Annotated in this window: 13 protein-coding genes; 2 read left to right on the top strand and 11 right to left on the bottom strand. The window is 65.2% G+C overall.

Going from position 1 to position 16,658, the window contains the following annotated elements; all coding sequences use genetic code 11:
* Nucleotides 1-89: 89 nt before the first annotated feature.
* The 10 genes from AC0QDI_RS09080 to AC0QDI_RS09035 all read right to left on the bottom strand — a co-directional run bounded on the left by AC0QDI_RS09080 (nt 90) and on the right by AC0QDI_RS09035 (nt 11,522).
* Complete coding sequence (locus tag AC0QDI_RS09080; RefSeq protein ID WP_474667392.1) at nt 90-1,100, bottom strand: GNAT family N-acetyltransferase; 1,011 nt, start codon at nt 1,098-1,100, stop codon at nt 90-92.
* On the bottom strand, nt 1,097-1,981 hold the full coding sequence (locus tag AC0QDI_RS09075; RefSeq protein WP_474667390.1) for a polysaccharide deacetylase family protein: 885 nt from the start codon (nt 1,979-1,981) through the stop codon (nt 1,097-1,099). The genes AC0QDI_RS09080 and AC0QDI_RS09075 overlap by 4 nt, the downstream gene beginning before the upstream one ends.
* Entirely contained in the window at nt 1,978-3,021 is a 1,044-nt protein-coding gene (locus tag AC0QDI_RS09070; RefSeq protein WP_474667388.1) for a DUF354 domain-containing protein, read from the bottom strand. Before AC0QDI_RS09070 ends, AC0QDI_RS09075 begins: the two co-directional genes overlap by 4 nt.
* On the bottom strand, nt 3,014-4,126 hold the full coding sequence (locus tag AC0QDI_RS09065; protein ID WP_474667386.1) for a glycosyltransferase family 2 protein: 1,113 nt from the start codon (nt 4,124-4,126) through the stop codon (nt 3,014-3,016). Before AC0QDI_RS09065 ends, AC0QDI_RS09070 begins: the two co-directional genes overlap by 8 nt.
* Nucleotides 4,126-5,445, bottom strand: a complete 1,320-nt coding sequence (locus AC0QDI_RS09060; protein ID WP_474667384.1) for a nucleotide sugar dehydrogenase — start codon at nt 5,443-5,445, stop codon at nt 4,126-4,128. Before AC0QDI_RS09060 ends, AC0QDI_RS09065 begins: the two co-directional genes overlap by 1 nt.
* Nucleotides 5,438-6,850, bottom strand: coding sequence for a nucleotide sugar dehydrogenase (locus tag AC0QDI_RS09055; protein WP_474667382.1), 1,413 nt, complete (start codon nt 6,848-6,850; stop codon nt 5,438-5,440). The genes AC0QDI_RS09060 and AC0QDI_RS09055 overlap by 8 nt, the downstream gene beginning before the upstream one ends.
* Complete coding sequence (locus AC0QDI_RS09050; RefSeq protein WP_474667380.1) at nt 6,843-7,832, bottom strand: Gfo/Idh/MocA family oxidoreductase; 990 nt, start codon at nt 7,830-7,832, stop codon at nt 6,843-6,845. The genes AC0QDI_RS09055 and AC0QDI_RS09050 overlap by 8 nt, the downstream gene beginning before the upstream one ends.
* Complete coding sequence (locus AC0QDI_RS09045) at nt 7,822-8,895, bottom strand: DegT/DnrJ/EryC1/StrS family aminotransferase (RefSeq protein WP_474667378.1); 1,074 nt, start codon at nt 8,893-8,895, stop codon at nt 7,822-7,824. The genes AC0QDI_RS09050 and AC0QDI_RS09045 overlap by 11 nt, the downstream gene beginning before the upstream one ends.
* Entirely contained in the window at nt 8,892-9,467 is a 576-nt protein-coding gene (locus tag AC0QDI_RS09040) for an acyltransferase (RefSeq protein WP_474667376.1), read from the bottom strand. The genes AC0QDI_RS09045 and AC0QDI_RS09040 overlap by 4 nt, the downstream gene beginning before the upstream one ends.
* 552 nt (nt 9,468-10,019) lie before the next feature.
* The gene (locus AC0QDI_RS09035; protein WP_474667374.1) at nt 10,020-11,522 is read right to left on the bottom strand and encodes a hypothetical protein; all 1,503 of its coding nucleotides are present in this window, start codon (nt 11,520-11,522) and stop codon (nt 10,020-10,022) included.
* Nucleotides 11,523-12,266: 744 nt separating this feature from the next.
* On the opposite strand from AC0QDI_RS09035, the gene AC0QDI_RS09030 reads away from it, so the two are divergent.
* Nucleotides 12,267-12,707, top strand: coding sequence for a hypothetical protein (locus AC0QDI_RS09030; RefSeq protein WP_474667372.1), 441 nt, complete (start codon nt 12,267-12,269; stop codon nt 12,705-12,707).
* A 166-nt stretch (nt 12,708-12,873) separates the two neighbouring features.
* Here AC0QDI_RS09030 and larC read toward each other — a convergent pair whose 3' ends face one another.
* Nucleotides 12,874-14,175 carry a nickel pincer cofactor biosynthesis protein LarC gene (gene larC, locus AC0QDI_RS09025; protein WP_474667370.1) on the bottom strand — a complete coding sequence of 434 codons (1,302 nt, stop codon included), beginning with the start codon at nt 14,173-14,175 and terminating at the stop codon, nt 12,874-12,876.
* Nucleotides 14,176-14,384: 209 nt separating this feature from the next.
* On the opposite strand from larC, the gene AC0QDI_RS09020 reads away from it, so the two are divergent.
* A complete protein-coding gene (locus AC0QDI_RS09020; RefSeq protein ID WP_474667368.1) occupies nt 14,385-16,613 on the top strand; it encodes a CDC48 family AAA ATPase in 2,229 nt (742 codons plus the stop codon).
* Nucleotides 16,614-16,658: the final 45 nt, after the last annotated feature.

Raw genomic sequence — 16,658 nt, 5'->3', positions numbered from 1 at the left:
CGGATCGACACTGCGCGTGCGGATCCACCAGCGGCCCGGTTGACGTCACGCAGTCCGAGCCCGATCCGGGAGCGGACCCGGCCTTGCGGTCACCGAAGCCGCTTGTAGAGACTCGAGACGGCGTTCATGACGGGCGTTCCCCGTTCCGCCTCGTAGTAGGTCGCGAGTTCGGGGTTGAACTTCGACTTGTACGTGCAGATGCGTTTCGTGTTCGCGCCACAGAGATCGTACCGTTCGATCCCCCGCTCTCGCGCGTCGCGAATAATCCGCCAGTGCAGCAGGTCGTTTATCGGATAGTCGACGTCGGGTTTTCCGCCCCCTTCGGAGTAATAGACGGTCGACGGCCCCTCGAAGGCGAGGATCCCGCTCGCGACGTCGCCGTCGACCTCGCCGACGTACGGTCGGAGCCGTCCCTCCGGGAGCGTCTCGTAGGCCTCGAGGAGGAACTCGAGGGGGACGGTGTACGTCCGATCCTGGGCCTCGTATCTCGCGGCGACCTGCTCGTGGATGAATTCGATCGCCTCCGCGCCGCGCTCCTCGATCAGGAACCGCTCGTCGTCGGGATCGAGGTAACGACGGAGCGACTTGGAGAACGACTGCTTGAGGTCGTCGAGGTCGCGATCGATGTCGAGAAGGTACGTGTGCCGGGGGGAGACGTCGAACTCGTTCCACGCGAACGGGCGCGGGTCGTCGACGCCGACCGAGGTGGCGACATGACTGTACCGGGGCCCGATCCGCTCGTCGATCGCCTCGAGACAGCCGTCGACGAAGCGCCGCATCCGTCGCTCGGCCTTCCGTCGTTTCAAGTGCCCGTCGTTGAGCACCACCGGCCCCATGGTCGGGATCCCCATCCGCGGCGGCGGGGAGAAGGCGGTGGAGATCCCACCCTTCCGGAGTTCGAATATCGGGAACACGCCGACCGGTTCCTGTCCCTTGTATCCGATGAAGGGGTACAGGTCGGCCGACGCGTGGCGCTCGATAAGCTCGAGCATCTCGAACGTGTGGAAGAGCGTTCCGCCGCGGGACCGGCGGACGTAGTCGTCCCACTGTTCGCGATCGATGCGCTCGTCGGCGTCAAATTGCGTGATGTCGATGCTCATGCGTCGATCTCCACCGTTTCGAGTCGTTCGTAGTAGGCGCCACAGGAGCCGACCCAGGCGTCCATCGCCAGCGCTTCCTCGATCAGTCGCCCGTAGAGCCGTCGGTACCCCGGGAACTCCGCCTCGTTCATGTAGCGGGGGTGCCACAGGACGGTCATCACGGCGTCGTGCTCCCGCGCTTCCGTCAGGAGTCGCCGACACTCCGACCACGCGCGGTCGATCGAGGGTGCGTCGTCCAGGAGCGCGGTCTCCATGATCGTCAGCGGAAACACGACGAACTCGTCGTCGAACGGCCGAACGACGTCGTAGCGGCCGTCGAACCCGTACTCCGTGCTCGAACCGAGGCTCGCGTCGTACCGCAATCCGATCTCGCGGTGATGCCGCCACGTCCGCGGGCGATCCAGGTTGAGGTAGTGCTGTCGACCGCCGACGACCTCGTGTCCCAGGATCGCCTCGAGGGTCGCCTTCTCGTCGGCGAGCCGGTCGCGGTCGTCGTACGAGTCGTAGGAACCGTGCATCCCGACCTCCCAGCCGCGACGGTCGAGGGTCCGGATGACGTCGACGATGTCGTCGTCGGTGATGTCGTACCTGCCGGCGTAAATCTGCCAGCTGCGGGGGCGCAGCCACTCGCGCGGTGGCTTGTCTCGGAAGAGGCGTTTCTCGTTCAGGAAGTAAAACGACGACCGAACGCCGAGCTCCGCCTCGAGTTCCAGTATCGCGTCGAACTGCCAGTAGGGCCGATCCGCCGTCACCATCGAGCGCAACTGGGACGGATCGCGCTCCGTGAGCGCGTAATACGGCGCTTGATAGGTCTTGTAGGGTCTGTCGACGTCGTGTGTCAGGCAGAGTGCGAACTCGTGGTCGTCCGGCACCGACGTCACGCGTCGATCACCCGCTCGACGGTATGGACGATGAACTCGGTCGTGTCGATCTTCTCGTCGAGGAGCGCTCGCCGCCGCCGCTCCCAGATCGCCGGATCCGCCGCGACGATCGCAGTGGCGAGCGCGGCGATCTCCGCAGCCGGCTCCGTTTCGGCGCGAGAGAACACGAGTCCGTACCGCTCCTCGAGTTCCGTCAGAACGCCGGCGGAGAACGGCGAGACGAATATCGCGGGCGTCCCGAGGAGCGCGCTCTCGATGGTCATCGTTCCGCTCTCGCCGAGCAGCAAGTCGGCGTAGGACAGCAGGTCGTGCATCTGCTCGGGCGGGATGTCGACCCGTCTGTCCGCGAGCGACGGCGGGAGGTCCGTCTCGGCGGTGATCAGCACCCGGCACTCGGCCGCCTCGAGCGCCTCGATGAGCGTTTCGACGTCTTCCATCCCTCGCCTCCCGACGTCGTGTGCGGCCGCCCACGAGACCAGCCGCAACACGACCAGCGTCTCGTCCTCGCGGGCGCCGATCCGGTCCAGTACCGCCGGATCCGGACCGAACCGGTTCGGGTGGAGGTACGCAAGTTCGTGGTAGCCCGCGTACCGAACGTGCTTCGAGCCGAGATCGTCCCGAAACGAGTCGGGCGTGCAGATGACGTCGGAGAACGGGAAAGCGAGGAGGTTCTGCAGCGTCGCGTGCTCGGTGTCGGTGAATAGCACGCTCGTTCCGTCGCTAACCGTCGACGCGTGCGTGATCGACGGCTCCGCGATGGCCAGCAGCGCCGCCGGGTTCAGCTCGCGGGTGCGTTTGATCACCTCGTACTCGTATCTCGCCTGTACCTTGGCCAGTTCGTACAGACTCCCCGGTTCGCCCGCGAGCGTTCGGTACTCGATGCCGTACGCGTCGAGCAGGTCGCAGACGATATCCTTCTCTCGAGCGAACACGCGGACGTCGTACCCGCGCTCCTCGAGTTCGGCGATCGCGTTTCTGAAGAAGTGGACGTGGGCGGGGTGCTGGATCGTGCTCACCACGCGCTCGGTGTCGTCACTCATAGCGTCGTTCCTCCAGGCCCTCGTTCTCGCCGAGGTCCAGCAACATCGCGAACGCCACCGAGAGGCAGCCGACGAGCACGAGTGCGCCGCTCGTCACGGCTTCGAGGAGCCGCCCGCTCGAGCGCGCTTCCCCGCCGGACGCGACGAGCGACCAGAGCCCGGACAGGATCCCGCCGAGCGCCGACGTGACGCCGAAGAGGTAGAACAGGACGAGCGGGTGGAAGTCCAGGACGAGGTATCGCGACTTCATCCGCCAGAGGAAGCCTCGAAGCAGCATGCCCGAGACCTTCGGAACGTAGGTCCGATACGCGATGCCGGATTCCTCCTCGCCGTAGACCGACGGGATCGCGACGTCGGCGACGCGCAGCCGTTCGGCGTTCAACTTCACCAGCAGGTCGTTGCAGTAGCCGTAGTACTCGTACAGCTCCTCGACGTCGATTCGCTCGAGCGCGCCCAACGAGATCGCGGTGTAGCCGTTCTGGGGATCGCTCACCTTCCAGTAGCCGCTGGCGATTTTGGTCAGCAGCGACAGGAGCGAGTTCCCGACGAACCGGAACGTCGGCATGTCGTTTCGATACTCCGCGGAGAGCAGTCTGTTTCCCTTCGCGTAATCGGCGCCCTCGACGACCGGATCGATGAGTTTCGGCATCTGCGCGAGGTCCATCTGGCCGTCGCCGTCGACGGTCACGGTGACCTCGATCTCGTCGTTCAGCGCGGCCAGGTAGCCCGTCAGGATCGCCCCGCCGGCTCCCCGGTTCGATCGGTGCCGAATCGGGACGACGCGCCCGATCGGCTCGTGGACCGTCGCGCGCTGTTCGAGAGCGCTGCGGGTGTCGTTCAGGGCGCCGTCTCCCGCGGAGTCGTTGATCGCGCCGCCGTCGGTGGCTGCCACGCTACCGTCGCCGTAGTTCGGCCCGCTTCGATCTGCGGTGCGCGCATCCGTCCGCGCGCTCGCGAGGATTTCGCTCCACGTGCCGTCCGTCGAGCGGTCGTCGACGACGTAGATTCGGTCGACGAACGCCGGAATTCCGCGGACGACGTCGCCGACGAATCCCGCTTCGTTGTACGCCGGAACGACGACGCTGATGCTGTGGTCCCGGTACATTATAGCCTCCTGTAGCTGGAGACGAGGGGGGAAAGCCGATCTCTGAACGTTCCGCCGATGTCGATCGCGATCGGATTCTCGTTCATGCCCGAAGTGAGCGCCCCGAAATCGAGATCGTCGAACGCGCTGTGTGGCGTGCCGATTACGAGCCCCTCGATGCCGTCGGGTGAGATCGTCTCCTGAACGTCGATCCCGAACTCGTCGCGGACGGCGTCGTCGTCGGCGACCGGATCGAAGCCGGCGACCGACACCCCGTACTCTCGTATCGTTTCGATCACGCCGTCGATCGCGGACGTCCTGATGTCCCCGACGTCGGGTTTGTACGCCAACCCGAGTATCAACACGGTGCTGTCTCGGAGGACGTGTCCGCCGTCGTTCAGTCCCTTAATTATCATTTTTCCGATGTATGTCGGCACGTAGCTGTTGACCTCCCGTCCCTTCCGGATGAGTTCCGGCGAGAAGCCGTTCCGCTCCGTCTCGTAGATCAGGTAGAACGGATCGACCGGAATGCAGTGGCCGCCGACGAGTCCCGGTTCGTACTCGTGGAAGTTCCACTTCGTTCCCGCCGCCTCGAGCACGGCGCTCGTGTCCAGTCCCAGGTGGCTGCACGCGATCGCCAGCTCGTTGACGAGGGCGATGTTGAGGTCGCGCTGGGTGTTCTCGATGCACTTGGCCGTCTCCGCGGTCTCTATCGTCGGCGTTTCGTGAACTTCCGCGTCGACGATCGTTTCGAACAGCGCGGCGAGTTCGGCTCGCGTCTCGTCGGTCACCCCGCTGACGAGCTTTGCGACGTTTCGGATGGTGCGTTGCCGATTTCCCGGCACGACCCGCTCCGGAGCGTACCCGACGCCGAACTCCTCGCCGGCGGTCAGTCCGGAGCGCTCCTCGATGGCCGGCGCGAACACCGACCGCGTCCCGCCCGGATAGACGGTCGACTCGAGCGTCGCGATCGTTCCCGGCCGGATGTGCCGGCCCACGATACGCCCCGCGTCGGCGACGAACGAGAGGTCGGGCTTCTGGAAGCTGTCGACGGGCGTGGGAACCGTCACGATGACGTGCTCGACCTCGGCGATCACGCTCGCATCGGTCGTGAACTCGATCGAACTGGTTTCGATCTCGCGATCGCCGATGTCGTCGGTCGGGTCCGTCCCGGACTCGAGCGTCTCGACTTTGTCCTGATCGACGTCGAAGCCCCACACGTCGTGTCCCGCGGCGTCGAACGCGTAGGCCAACGGCAGGCCGACGTAGCCGAGTCCGACGATGCAGATACGCGCCTCCGTCGCGGCTGGATCGGGGGATGCGTACCGCGAGTCACTCATCGGTTCCACCTCCGATCGTGTAGAGACGATGATTCGTCTCTGCGAGGACCTCGCGATCGAGCGCCGCCCGGCCGTCCACGACGAGGAGTTGGCCGTCCTCGCGATCGAGCGCCGGCCACCGAATCGAATCGAACTCTCGGTGGGGAGTGACGAGGATCACGCCGTCGAGGGACAGCTCGTACAGCTCGTCGAGCGAGACGGGAGTCATCCCCCGCTCCTCGAACGACTCGAACGACTCGAGGACCGGATCGACGCCGTAGACGTCCGCGCCGGCCGACGAGAGCTCCTCGGCGATCGCGAGCGACGGCGACGCCCGGATCTCGTCGACGCCGGGACGGTAGGTCAGCCCGAGCAACAGGACCGACGCGCCGGCCAGTTCCGTCCGCTCCGCCGCGAACTCCTCGCGGAGTTTGTCGACTGCGTACGACGGCATCGAGTCGTTGACTTCCCGAGCGGTGCGCAACAGCGGTGCGTCCGTCTCGAAGGGATCGATCACGAAGTAGGGATAGAAGGGGATACAGTGACCCCCGACCCCCGGACCGGGGTCGTGGATGTCGCAGTACGGTTGCGTGTTGGCGACCTCGATCGCTTCCCTGACGTCGATGCCGAACTCGTCGGTGAACGTCGCCAGTTCGTTCGCGAGCGCGATGTTGACGTCCCTGTACAGCCCCTCGAAGACCTTGACGGCCTCCGCCGTCGTCGCGTCCGAAACGGTGATGGCGCCCTCGTCGTTGATCGCCTCGTACACCAGCGTCGCCGCGCGGGTGCTCTCGTCGTCGACGCCGCCGACGACTTTGGGGTAGGCACCGCGGATGTCCTCGAGCGCGCGGCCGCTCGAGGTCCGCTCCGGACAGAACGCCACTCCGAACTCGCCGCGGGAGCGCCCCGACGCGTCCTCGAGCGCGGGCAGCACTCGCTCGGCCGTCGTCCGCGGCGGGACGGTGGACTCGACGAGGACGAGGTCCCCCGCGTCCAGTCCGGCCCCGATCTCCTCGACGACGGCGTCGAGTATCGCGAGGTCGGGTTCGTTCTCGGCCGTGATCGGCGTCGGGACGATGACGACGTGCACCGATGCGCGCTCGGCCGCGTCGCGCGGGTTCGTCGTCGCGGCCAGCGCGTCGTCCGCGACGGTCTCCGCGACGAGCGACGGGAGGCCCGGTTCCCGTTTCACGTGACAGCCCCCGTCGTTGATCGCCGCGACGACGTCGGGATCGACGTCGGCACCGATGACGTTCCCCGTCGTCTCAGCGAATACCGCCGCCAGGGGTAACCCCATCTTTCCGAGCCCGTAGACGGCGACCGGGACCGAGCCGCTCGCGAACGCGTCTCGCTGCCGGGCCGTCGATTCCTCGGCGCCGTACGGACCGTCGCCGTCGTGATCGGGCCGGTGTCGCTGTTCAGTCATGTGCAGTCTCCGGGTCCACGGCGGTTCGATCGCGCGTCCCCTGCGCTTCGATCCGCTTTGCGATCTCGAGCGCGGCGAGCCCGTCGTCGATCGTCACGCGCGGCGGTTCGTTCGACGCGACCGCCTCGAGGAACGTCGCGAGTTCGTTGCGCAGCGGTTCCTCGTTCGCGACGCGCGGGCGCTCGACGAGACTCTCGTGTCTGAACCGGACGTCGCCGTTCTCTTCGACGTACTCGGGGACCGAACGGCGGTGAATTTCGATCGACTGGTCGATGTAATCGAGTTCGACGAGACACTCCTCGGCGGTCACCCGGAGGGTCCGGACTTTCCGCTGGGTCAACCGACTCGCCGTCAGCGAGGCCATCGTCCCGGAATCGAACTCGAGCAGCGCCGTCGCGTGCCGGTTGTCGTCGACGCCGGTGCTCTGTATCGCGGTCGGCGCGTCCCCCAGGAGCGAGAGCACGACGTCGATGTCGTGGATCATCAGATCGAGCACGGCGCTGTCCTCGATCGCGCGACCCACCGGTGGCCCGACCCGTTCGGTCGCGATACCGATGACCGACAGGTCGCCGATCAGTTCGGCGAGCGTCTCCACGGCGGGATTGAACCGTTCGATGTGGCCGACCTGTACGGGAACGTCCGCCGCCTTCGCCGCCGACTGGAGTTTCCGCCCCGTCTCGAGATCGTCGACGACGGGCTTCTCGATGAGCGTCGCGACTCCGGCCTCGAGACACGTCGTCGCCACGTCGTAATGGTGAGCGGTGGGGACGGCGACCGAGACGGCGTCGACCGACGCGAGCAGGTCCTCGAGCCCCATCGGGGACGCGCCGTACTCGTTCGCGACGTCCGTCGCCCGGTCCTCGTCGACGTCGAAGACGCCCGCGAGGTTCGCGGCGGGGAGTCCGCCGTAGACGCGGGCGTGGTTCTTCCCCATCGATCCGACGCCGACGACGCCCACGTCGAGTCGCCGTTCAGGCTGCATAGTCGACGATCACCTCCGTGATGCGGTCGATATCGTCGGTGGAGACGTTCGGGTGGACCGGGAGCGACAGCACCTCGGCGGCCGCTCGCTCGGCTTCGGGCGCGTCGTGGGCGACGTCGTCGTACGCCGGTTCCTCGTGGATACAGTCGGGGTAGTAGACGCCCGTCCCGATGTCGTGGGCCGCGAGGTGGTCCCGCAGCCCTCGGCGATCGGCGGTTCGAACGGTATACTGGTGAAACGCGTGGCGCGCGTGCGCCGGCTCGGTCGGCAGCGACGGCTCCGTTCCGGAGAGCCCGTCGGTCAGTCGAGCCGCGTTCTCTCGGCGCCGCTCGAGAAAGGCCGGCAGGCGCTCGAGTTGGGCGCGGCCGATCGCGGCCGCGAGGTTCGTCATCCGGAAGTTGTGGCCGACGATCGCGTGGGTGCCGTCGTCCGTTCGGCCGTGATCGGCGAACTGCTCGACGCCCGCTGCGACGTCGCGGCGATCGGTCAGGACGATGCCGCCTTCGCCGGTCGTCATGTTCTTCGTCGGGTAGAACGAGAAGCAGGCGGCGTCGCCGAACGAGCCGACGCGATCGCCGCGGTAGGCCGCCCCGTGGGCCTGCGCGCAGTCTTCGACGAGCGGAACTCCGAGGTCGGACGCCAGATCGGCGAAGGCGTCCATCTCGGCCGGACAGCCGTACAGGTGGACGACGAGTATCGCGTCGACGCCTTCGGTCCGCGCGGTCTCGCGGGCGACGGCCGGATCGAGATTGTACGTGGCCGGGTCGACGTCGCCGAACACCGGCTCCGCACCGGCGTGTCTGATCGCGTTCGCCGTCGCGACGAACGAGAACGGCGTCGTGAGAACGCGGTCGCCGTCGCCGACCTCGAGCGCTTCGAGCGCGGCGTGGAGCGCCGTCGTTCCGTTCGACGTGGCGACGCCGTACTCGACGCCGCAGTACTCGGCGAACTCCCGCTCGAACTCGCGGACCTCGTCCCCGTCGGCGAGCATCCCGCTCTCGATGACGGCCGAGAGCCGTTCGGTCTCCGGCTCGCCGAGTTCGGGGTTCGCGATCGGGATCACTCGCCGTTCCCCCCGCGAAGCGACTCCGGAAGCGGCTCGTGGCTCGCCGGCGACCCCACCGCCAAGGTCCGTTCCGGAACGTCTCTCGTCACCACGGCGCCGGCGGCGACGAACGATCCCCGCCCGACGGTCACCCCCGGGAGGATCGTCGCGTTCGCGCCGACCGAAACGTGATCCTCGAGGACCGGCCCCTCGAGTTCGACGTCCCGGCGGAGCGGATACGGATCGTTCGTCAGGACGGCCTGCGGTCCGAGAAAGACGTGATCGCCGATCGTACTCTTCGCGGGAACGTACGCGCCCGTCTGGAAACTCGCGTTCGAGCCGACGGTCGTGGTCCCGTCGATGGTCACGTTCGTTCCGACGACGACGTCGTCACCGATCTCGGTTCGCTCGCGTACGAGCCCGAAGTGGCCGGTCGTAAATCGGTCACCGATGACCACGTCGTTGTAGATAATCGTTCCCGGTCTAATCGTCGGATCCTCCCCGATAACGGGGTCTCGACTCTCCTCGTCGTATTCGTATCCGATGGCTTTCGACCCTGCTACAGTCATGTCCGGGTCCCCTGTGCTCATGCTCTCGGTCGTGGCATGGCCGATTTCAAAAGGAAGAGAGATCGTTTCAGTGGTAAACAGATATAGAACCCACGAGCCGCCACGTCGGACGAATCGCTCACAGACGGAGTATTGGAAGCATCCGTTAGCTATTACTATCAGAAAACAAGGAGACTACTGGATGCAATCTCGTGTTTCCGGGACGAAACGCAGATCGGTGGCGCAACGCGTTCGTGCGGACGCCGCGGTGGCGGGCGCATCTCTCTCACAACCGTCGCTCACCGCCGAAAGATCTACTTGTATGATGTCTAGTCGATATTACGTTGTCTCCGCAACGGGTAAATGAGTGTACCACTGCGCTTCGAGACTCCTTCCGGCGACTGGCGACCGTCTCTCTTTGCAGCCGGAGCCGACGGACGGGAGAAGCGAACGAGTCCAGTTATAGCATCGACCGACGAGCCATCGGCCATCGGAGCGCCCATCACGGCGCCGTGTGGTATCGCAATCGGAAACGCAAAAGAAACGGGAACTGCGGTCACGTCGGTCGAAAACCGACCGTGTGACGGACGCCAGTTACGCTTCGACCCACGTGTTCGTCGCCGCGACGGACGTGAGCTGGATGTTTTCGTTCTCCTGCATGGTGATCTGCGAGCTGCCGGCACTGCCACCGTCTTCGGCGAGTGCGACGGAGGTGTGTTGCTCGTTCAGGTTCTCCTGCGTGACGAACTGGTGCTGTTCGATCGCCGCGCTCGCCGTTTGATCGACGTCGTTCGTCTGCGTCGCGTTGGCGGCGTAATCGTACGACATGCCGGGGTTGGCGGAGCCGGAGTTGCCGTCGACGGTGACCGTCGTACTCGAGGTGCGGGCGACCTCGTCGGAGACGTAGCCCGGACTCGCGTAGACGTTGAGCGCATCGGCGTAGCCGATCTGCGCGTTGTAGTTCTGCTGGTACGCCATCTGGATGGCAACGGCCTCGCTGCCGTTCTGCGCGATGGCCATGGCGCTGTTCTGCAGGTTGATGTTACGCTGTTCGACGCCCTGCTCCTGGGCCACGCCGGCGGTCGCCGTCTGCTCGGCACCGTCGTCGCTGCCTTTCTTATCGGGCTTTTTCGCGTCGGTTTCGGTCGAGAGGATGTCGCTGCCGACGTCGCCGGCGGTCGCGACGTTCATCCCGACTGACGACGCCAACAGGTTCGAGGCGTCGGCGCTGCCGAGTTGGGTGTTGAGGTTGCTCTGATCGGTGAACTGGATCGCAGTCGCGGTACTGCCCTCGCCGACGGCGATGGCGACGGCACCGCGCTGTTCGTTCACGTTCGCCTGTTCGACGTCCTGTTGTTGCGTGAGCAGCGCGTCGGCGCTCTGGTCGGCGCTCGGACCGTGATCGCCGCTCTTGTCCTTCTTGTGACCGAAGTCACCGTCACCGAGGTAGACGTTCGACGCGTTAGCGACGCCTTCCTGCAGGTTCTCGTTGCGCTGGTAGGACTGCTGGAGCGCGGTCGCGTCGCTGTCGTTAACCGCCAGCGCGAACGCGGTGCTCTGGTTGTTGTAGTTAACCTGTCCGACCTCCTGTGACTGCGTCACAGCGGCGAGGGCCTCCTGGGTGATCGTCTCGTCGTCACCTTTCTTGTCTTTGACGCCCCAACCGTCGAACTGCTGGTCGCCACCGTCACCGATGATGATGTTGACATCACCGACGTTCTCGAACTGCGTTTCCGCGCTCTGGAGGCGGTCCTCGGCGGTCGCGGACCCGCGCTGTTCGTTGTCGTTGTACTGGTTCGCTTCCTGGACGGCGGTCGCTTCGCCGCCGTCGATCGCGATCGACACCGCGGAGCCTTGCTCGTTGATGTTGACCTGATCGACGTCCTGATACTGGATGACCTCGGCCGCGGTGTCGGCCGAGCCGCTCGCGTGCTGGTCGACGTACTCCTCGAGCGACTGCTCGCCGAGGTCGGCACCGAAGACCAGGTAGAGCTCCTCCCCGTCCTCGAGCGCGTGGACGGTTCCATTCTCGAGGTCGCCGTCACCGCCCGCCGTGGCCGCCGGAACGCCGGCCGCTATCATGGACAGTGCGACCATACAGGCCAGAAGGAATGTCGTAGCTTGTGATCGTCTCGTCGTGTCGTTTGTCATTGATCGTTTGATTTGCTTCGTGAGTGTCTTTCGTTTCTGAGTCTCTACGACGCAAACCACCATTCCGTGATGACCACCTTTGTTATCGATAGGTTGGAGCTCGGTTGCGTCGGGATATAATTGGGAAGATGATACCTTACAACCGGTAATCAGTGACTTCGACCGAGCAACGGTGTACCGAAGCGGGCTCGACGCGGTCGCGGTTCGGTTCCAGGGTTCGATCGGGAGACCGGACGGTGATTCGGGCGGTCAACACTGGGCGACTCGTCCCGCCGCCGTGAACCGTTTCTCCGAGGACATGATTCTATTACCGACTGACATTCCCAGACGCACCTCTGATTCGATCGACATTTCGGGGACGGTGGTCTCACAGACCGTCCCTGAAACGGCCGGAAACCGGAAGTGTAGTGTCGTTGTAACGAGGTCAAATTCCTCCAAAACTCGGATAAAAACCATCACACTGTAATAGGGAAAGACAACACAGGTCCCAACGCGCGGATTCGCTGCGAAACCGTTTGCCGGGTTCAAATGGGTGTCTGTAAACAGTAGCGACTGGGCAACGCGCCACAGCGGGAGAACCGGGAGGTGTCGGCGCTACGCGAGGCGAGCGACAGCGCCGTCACACGTGATAGCTGCCTCCGTTGTGGTCCACACGCGTGCTGCCCGATGACGAATACGGTGACCGAATCAATGAAACGCGCAATCACACTCGCACTAACGGTAGCACTGATCGGCGGACTAATGTTTACAGCGGCCGCGGGAACAGCAGCGGCACAGGAGGCCGACTCCGAAGCTGAATCCGAGGTTGAAGTCGAAGACGTGAACCAGACATCGTCCGCGGAGACTAACATCGACGTCGACCAAGAGAACGAGAACGAGCAGACGCAGGTCGCGTCCTCGTACAGCAGCTCGGACAAGAGCTACGCTGAAACGAACGCGGCCCAGCAGCAAGACGTCGACCAGACTAACAACGCCAACGTCGAGGACACCACCACGATCTCCTCGAACGAAATCGACGCCGAGTCCGAAGCCGAATCCGAAGCCGAGGCCAGTGACGACGACGAAGGTCTCCTCGGCGATGATATCAGTAATATCATCGACAGCCTCTTCGGAAACCTCTTCGCCGCGTAATCCGTTTGATTACGACGCTTTTCTTTTTTTGCGTCGCGCCCAGTTGACCACCGAGAGAGTTGAAAAAACCGCCACTCCGAGCCATCGGGCAAAGTAGCCGATACTGTCCGTAAAAGGAACCAGCCCACTATTGGCCGTGTCAAACGAGATCGACCGCGATTCGGAATCAGGTCCTGTCGACTGACGAATCGGCTGCTCGTTCGGCCCTGTGGAGCACGTTTTGGACCGATACTCCCGTCTCTCGAGCAATCGCCATCGCATCGTCGTACTCAGCACTCACGTCGTAGACCTCACCATCGGCATCGCTCGCGATTTTCACGGTAACGTCGTACTCGTCGCCGTCGATCTCGAGCGTCGCCGTCTCGAACTCTCGGTTCGCGATCCACCGATGCGTGACGCCCGCGTCACGGACGCCGAGCGTTCCCGTCTCTTCGGCCAGCGCTCGAGCGACGCGTTCCCGATCCGCGGGCTTGCAGATGACCTTCACGAGGTGGCCGGGACGGGATTTCTTCATCGTCGCGGGGAGGATCGAGACGTCTCTCGCGCCCGCGTCCGCGAGGGTCTCCTGCAGCCCGCCCAGCACTTCGGGCGTCGCGTCGTCGAGATTGGTCTCGAGGACCGCGATATCGTCCTTGGTGAGTTCGCCCCGCCCCTCGCCGGAGCCGACCAGCACCCGGAGGACGTTCGGATGCGGATCGAGGTCGTAGCCGCCCGCGCCGTAGCCCGACGCCTCGAGCGAGAGCGCGGGCAGCGCGTCGATCCCGTCGGCGACGTGGCCGAGGATCGCCGCGCCGGTGGGCGTGAGCAACTCGGCGTCGACCGGCCCGCCGCGCAGCGACCAGTCGGCCCGCTCGGCGATCTCGACCACCGCCGGCGTCGGCACGGGGTACTCGCCGTGACTCATCGAAACCGTCCCGCCGCCGGTCGCGAGCGGGGTGGTGACGACCCGCTCGGGCTCGAGGTCGCGAAGTAAGGCCGCGGCCCCGACCACGTCCGCGATCGCGTCGTCGGCCCCGACCTCGTGGAAGTGGATCTCCTCGAGATCCTCGCCGTGGACGCTCGCCTCCGCCTCGCCGAGCAGTTCGAAGATCGCGAGCGCGTCGCGTTCGACCGCCGGCTCGAGGCCCATGTCGGCGACGATCTCGCGGACCTCGAGATAACTGCGGCGAGGTCCGTGACCCTCGGCGCGAGTGCCGTCGTGGTCGTGCTCGTGGTTCGAATCGTCCTGACCGTGGTGAGGATCGGTGTCGTGATCGTGACCGTTTCCGTCGTTCTCCTCATCCGTCAGAAACACGTCGACCGTCGTCGCGGCGATACCGCGCTTCGTCGTCTCGTCGATCCGATACTCCACCTCGAGGGCGTCGGTCACGGGCTCGAGGACGGCGGGGTCGGCACCGGCGCCGAGGAGCGCGGCGAGGATCATGTCGCCGCTCGCGCCCATGCGACCGTCGAAGGCGAGAATTCGCATGCCTACGTTCCGGAGGGGGAGACGCAAAAAGCCACCTGTCCCGGTTTTCGACGGGCTGTCGATACGGCCAAAACCGACCGGGTCCGGTACATCTTTGTAGCGTCCGGTCGCATCTTTCTATGATAGTGACTAGCATAGAGATGTGGGCTAACACAAAACCTATCCGCTCACGAACCGGAGTGAAAGACAACGCCGTCCATCCCTAAACTATGAACGAAGTCCAACTGGAGGTCGCGAAAGCGTACCCGAACGATTCGGGTCGTGGTATCGCCCGACTCGACCCGGACACGCTGTTGCATCTGAAGCTGAGTCCGGGCGACATCATCGAAATCGAGGGTGCAGACACGACTGCCGCGAAGGTCTGGCGTGCGGACCGGCAGGACTGGAACACGGACACCGTCCGCATCGACGGCTTCACCCGTCAGAACGCCGACGTGGGAATCGGCGAACGGGTGACGATCCGAAAGGCCGAAGCGACGAAAGCCGACAAGCTCACCCTCGCGCCGCCGGAGGAGGCGTCGGTCCAGTTCGGCTCCGACGCCGCCGGCATGGTGAAACGGCAGATCCTCAAGCGTCCGGTCGTCGGCCGCGATATCGTCCCCGTGATGAGCTCGACGAATCATCCGTTCATGCGGTCGCCGGGCCAGGCGATCCCACTCATAGCCGTCGAGACCGAACCGGAGGGCGTGGTCCTCATCACCGAGGACACCGACGTCGAACTCCGCGAGGAGCCGATTTCGGGCTTCGAGAAGACCGGAGGCGGGATCACTTACGAGGACATCGGCGGCCTCCAAAACGAGATCCAGCGGGTCAGGGAAATGGTGGAACTCCCGATGAAGCATCCGCAGATCTTCAAGAAACTCGGTATCGAGCCGCCACAGGGCGTGCTCCTGCACGGTCCGCCGGGCACCGGGAAGACCCTGCTCGCCAAGGCCGTCGCCAACGAGACCTCCGCCAGTTTCTTCTCTATCGCCGGCCCGGAGATCATCTCGAAGTACTACGGCGAGTCCGAACAGCAACTCAGGGAGATCTTCGAGGACGCCACCGAGGAGTCGCCGTCGATCATCTTCATCGACGAACTCGACTCCATCGCACCCAAGCGCGAGGACGTCACGGGCGAGGTCGAACGCCGCGTCGTCGCCCAGCTGCTGACGATGATGGACGGCCTCGAGTCGCGAGGCCAGGTCATCGTCATCGCGGCGACCAACCGCGTCGACTCGGTCGATCCCGCGCTTCGGCGTCCGGGCCGGTTCGACCGCGAGATCGAGATCGGCGTTCCCGACGAGACGGGCCGCGAGGAGATCCTGCAGATCCACACCCGCGGGATGCCGCTTTCCGACGACGTCAGCCTCGGCCACCTCGCCGACGAGACCCACGGCTTCGTCGGCGCCGACATCGAGAGCCTGACCAAGGAAGCCGCGATGAAGGCGCTCCGGCGCTACCTCCCCGAGATCGATCTCGACGAGGAGGACATCCCGCCGAGCCTGATCGATCGGATGATCGTCAAGCGGACGGACTTCCGCGGGGCGCTCAACGAGGTCGAACCCTCGGCGATGCGGGAGGTCCTCGTGGAACTGCCGAAAATTTCCTGGGACGACGTCGGCGGCCTGCAAAACGCCAAAGACCAGGTTCAGGAGTCCGTCGAGTGGCCGCTCTCCAACCCCGAGCGGTTCGATCGGCTGGGCGTCGACCCGCCCGCCGGCGTCTTGCTGTACGGCCCGCCGGGCACCGGGAAGACGCTGATGGCGAAGGCCGTCGCCAACGAGACCAACGCGAACTTCATCTCCGTGCGCGGCCCGCAGCTCCTCTCGAAGTGGGTCGGCGAGTCGGAGAAGGCCATCCGACAGACCTTCCGCAAGGCGCGGCAGGTCTCCCCGACGGTCATCTTCTTCGACGAGCTCGACGCGCTCGCGCCGGGCCGGGGCGGTGAGGTCGGCTCGAACGTCTCCGAGCGGGTCGTCAACCAGCTCCTGACCGAACTCGACGGGCTCGAGGAGATGGAGAACGTGATGGTCATCGGCGCGACCAACCGGCCGGACATGATCGACCCCGCACTCCTGCGCTCGGGTCGGTTCGACCGGCTCGTCATGATCGGCGAACCCGACGTCGACGGCCGCGAACGGATCCTCGAGATCCACACCGAAGACACGCCGCTCGCCGCCGACGTCACGCTGCGCGAGATCGCCGAGATCACGGACGGCTACGTCGGCAGCGACCTCGAGTCGATCGCCCGCGAGGCGGCCATCGAGGCCCTCCGCGAGGACGAGGAGGCCGACATCGTCGAGATGCGCCACTTCCGACAGGCCATGGAGAACGTCCGGCCGACGATCACCGACGACATCCTCGACTACTACGAGCAGATCGAAGAGGAGTTCCAGGGCGGCACGAGCGGTCCCGATCCGACGGGTCGCCGCGGCAGCCGCATCGGCTTCCAGTAGTCACGTTCTTCCCGTTTTTCCATCGATCGGATTTCGTTCTCCGCG

This window comes from Natrinema sp. LJW11 (assembly GCF_056135975.1).
The sequence above is the reverse complement of the archived record's forward strand: the minus strand, read 5'-3'. Positions and strand labels throughout refer to the sequence as shown.

Bases quoted from the DNA above. Each gene is read 5' to 3' on its own strand.
- AC0QDI_RS09080 (WP_474667392.1), bottom strand. From the start codon at position 1,100: ATGAGCATCGACATCACGCAATTTGACGCCGACGAGCGCATCGATCGC.
- AC0QDI_RS09070 (WP_474667388.1), bottom strand. From the start codon at position 3,021: ATGAGTGACGACACCGAGCGCGTGGTGAGCACGATCCAGCACCCCGCC.
- AC0QDI_RS09065 (WP_474667386.1), bottom strand. From the start codon at position 4,126: ATGTACCGGGACCACAGCATCAGCGTCGTCGTTCCGGCGTACAACGAA.
- AC0QDI_RS09060 (WP_474667384.1), bottom strand. From the start codon at position 5,445: ATGAGTGACTCGCGGTACGCATCCCCCGATCCAGCCGCGACGGAGGCG.
- AC0QDI_RS09055 (WP_474667382.1), bottom strand. From the start codon at position 6,850: ATGACTGAACAGCGACACCGGCCCGATCACGACGGCGACGGTCCGTAC.
- AC0QDI_RS09050 (WP_474667380.1), bottom strand. From the start codon at position 7,832: ATGCAGCCTGAACGGCGACTCGACGTGGGCGTCGTCGGCGTCGGATCG.
- AC0QDI_RS09040 (WP_474667376.1), bottom strand. From the start codon at position 9,467: ATGAGCACAGGGGACCCGGACATGACTGTAGCAGGGTCGAAAGCCATC.
- AC0QDI_RS09035 (WP_474667374.1), bottom strand. From the start codon at position 11,522: ATGGTCGCACTGTCCATGATAGCGGCCGGCGTTCCGGCGGCCACGGCG.
- AC0QDI_RS09030 (WP_474667372.1), top strand. From the start codon at position 12,267: ATGAAACGCGCAATCACACTCGCACTAACGGTAGCACTGATCGGCGGA.
- larC (WP_474667370.1), bottom strand. From the start codon at position 14,175: ATGCGAATTCTCGCCTTCGACGGTCGCATGGGCGCGAGCGGCGACATG.
- AC0QDI_RS09020 (WP_474667368.1), top strand. From the start codon at position 14,385: ATGAACGAAGTCCAACTGGAGGTCGCGAAAGCGTACCCGAACGATTCG.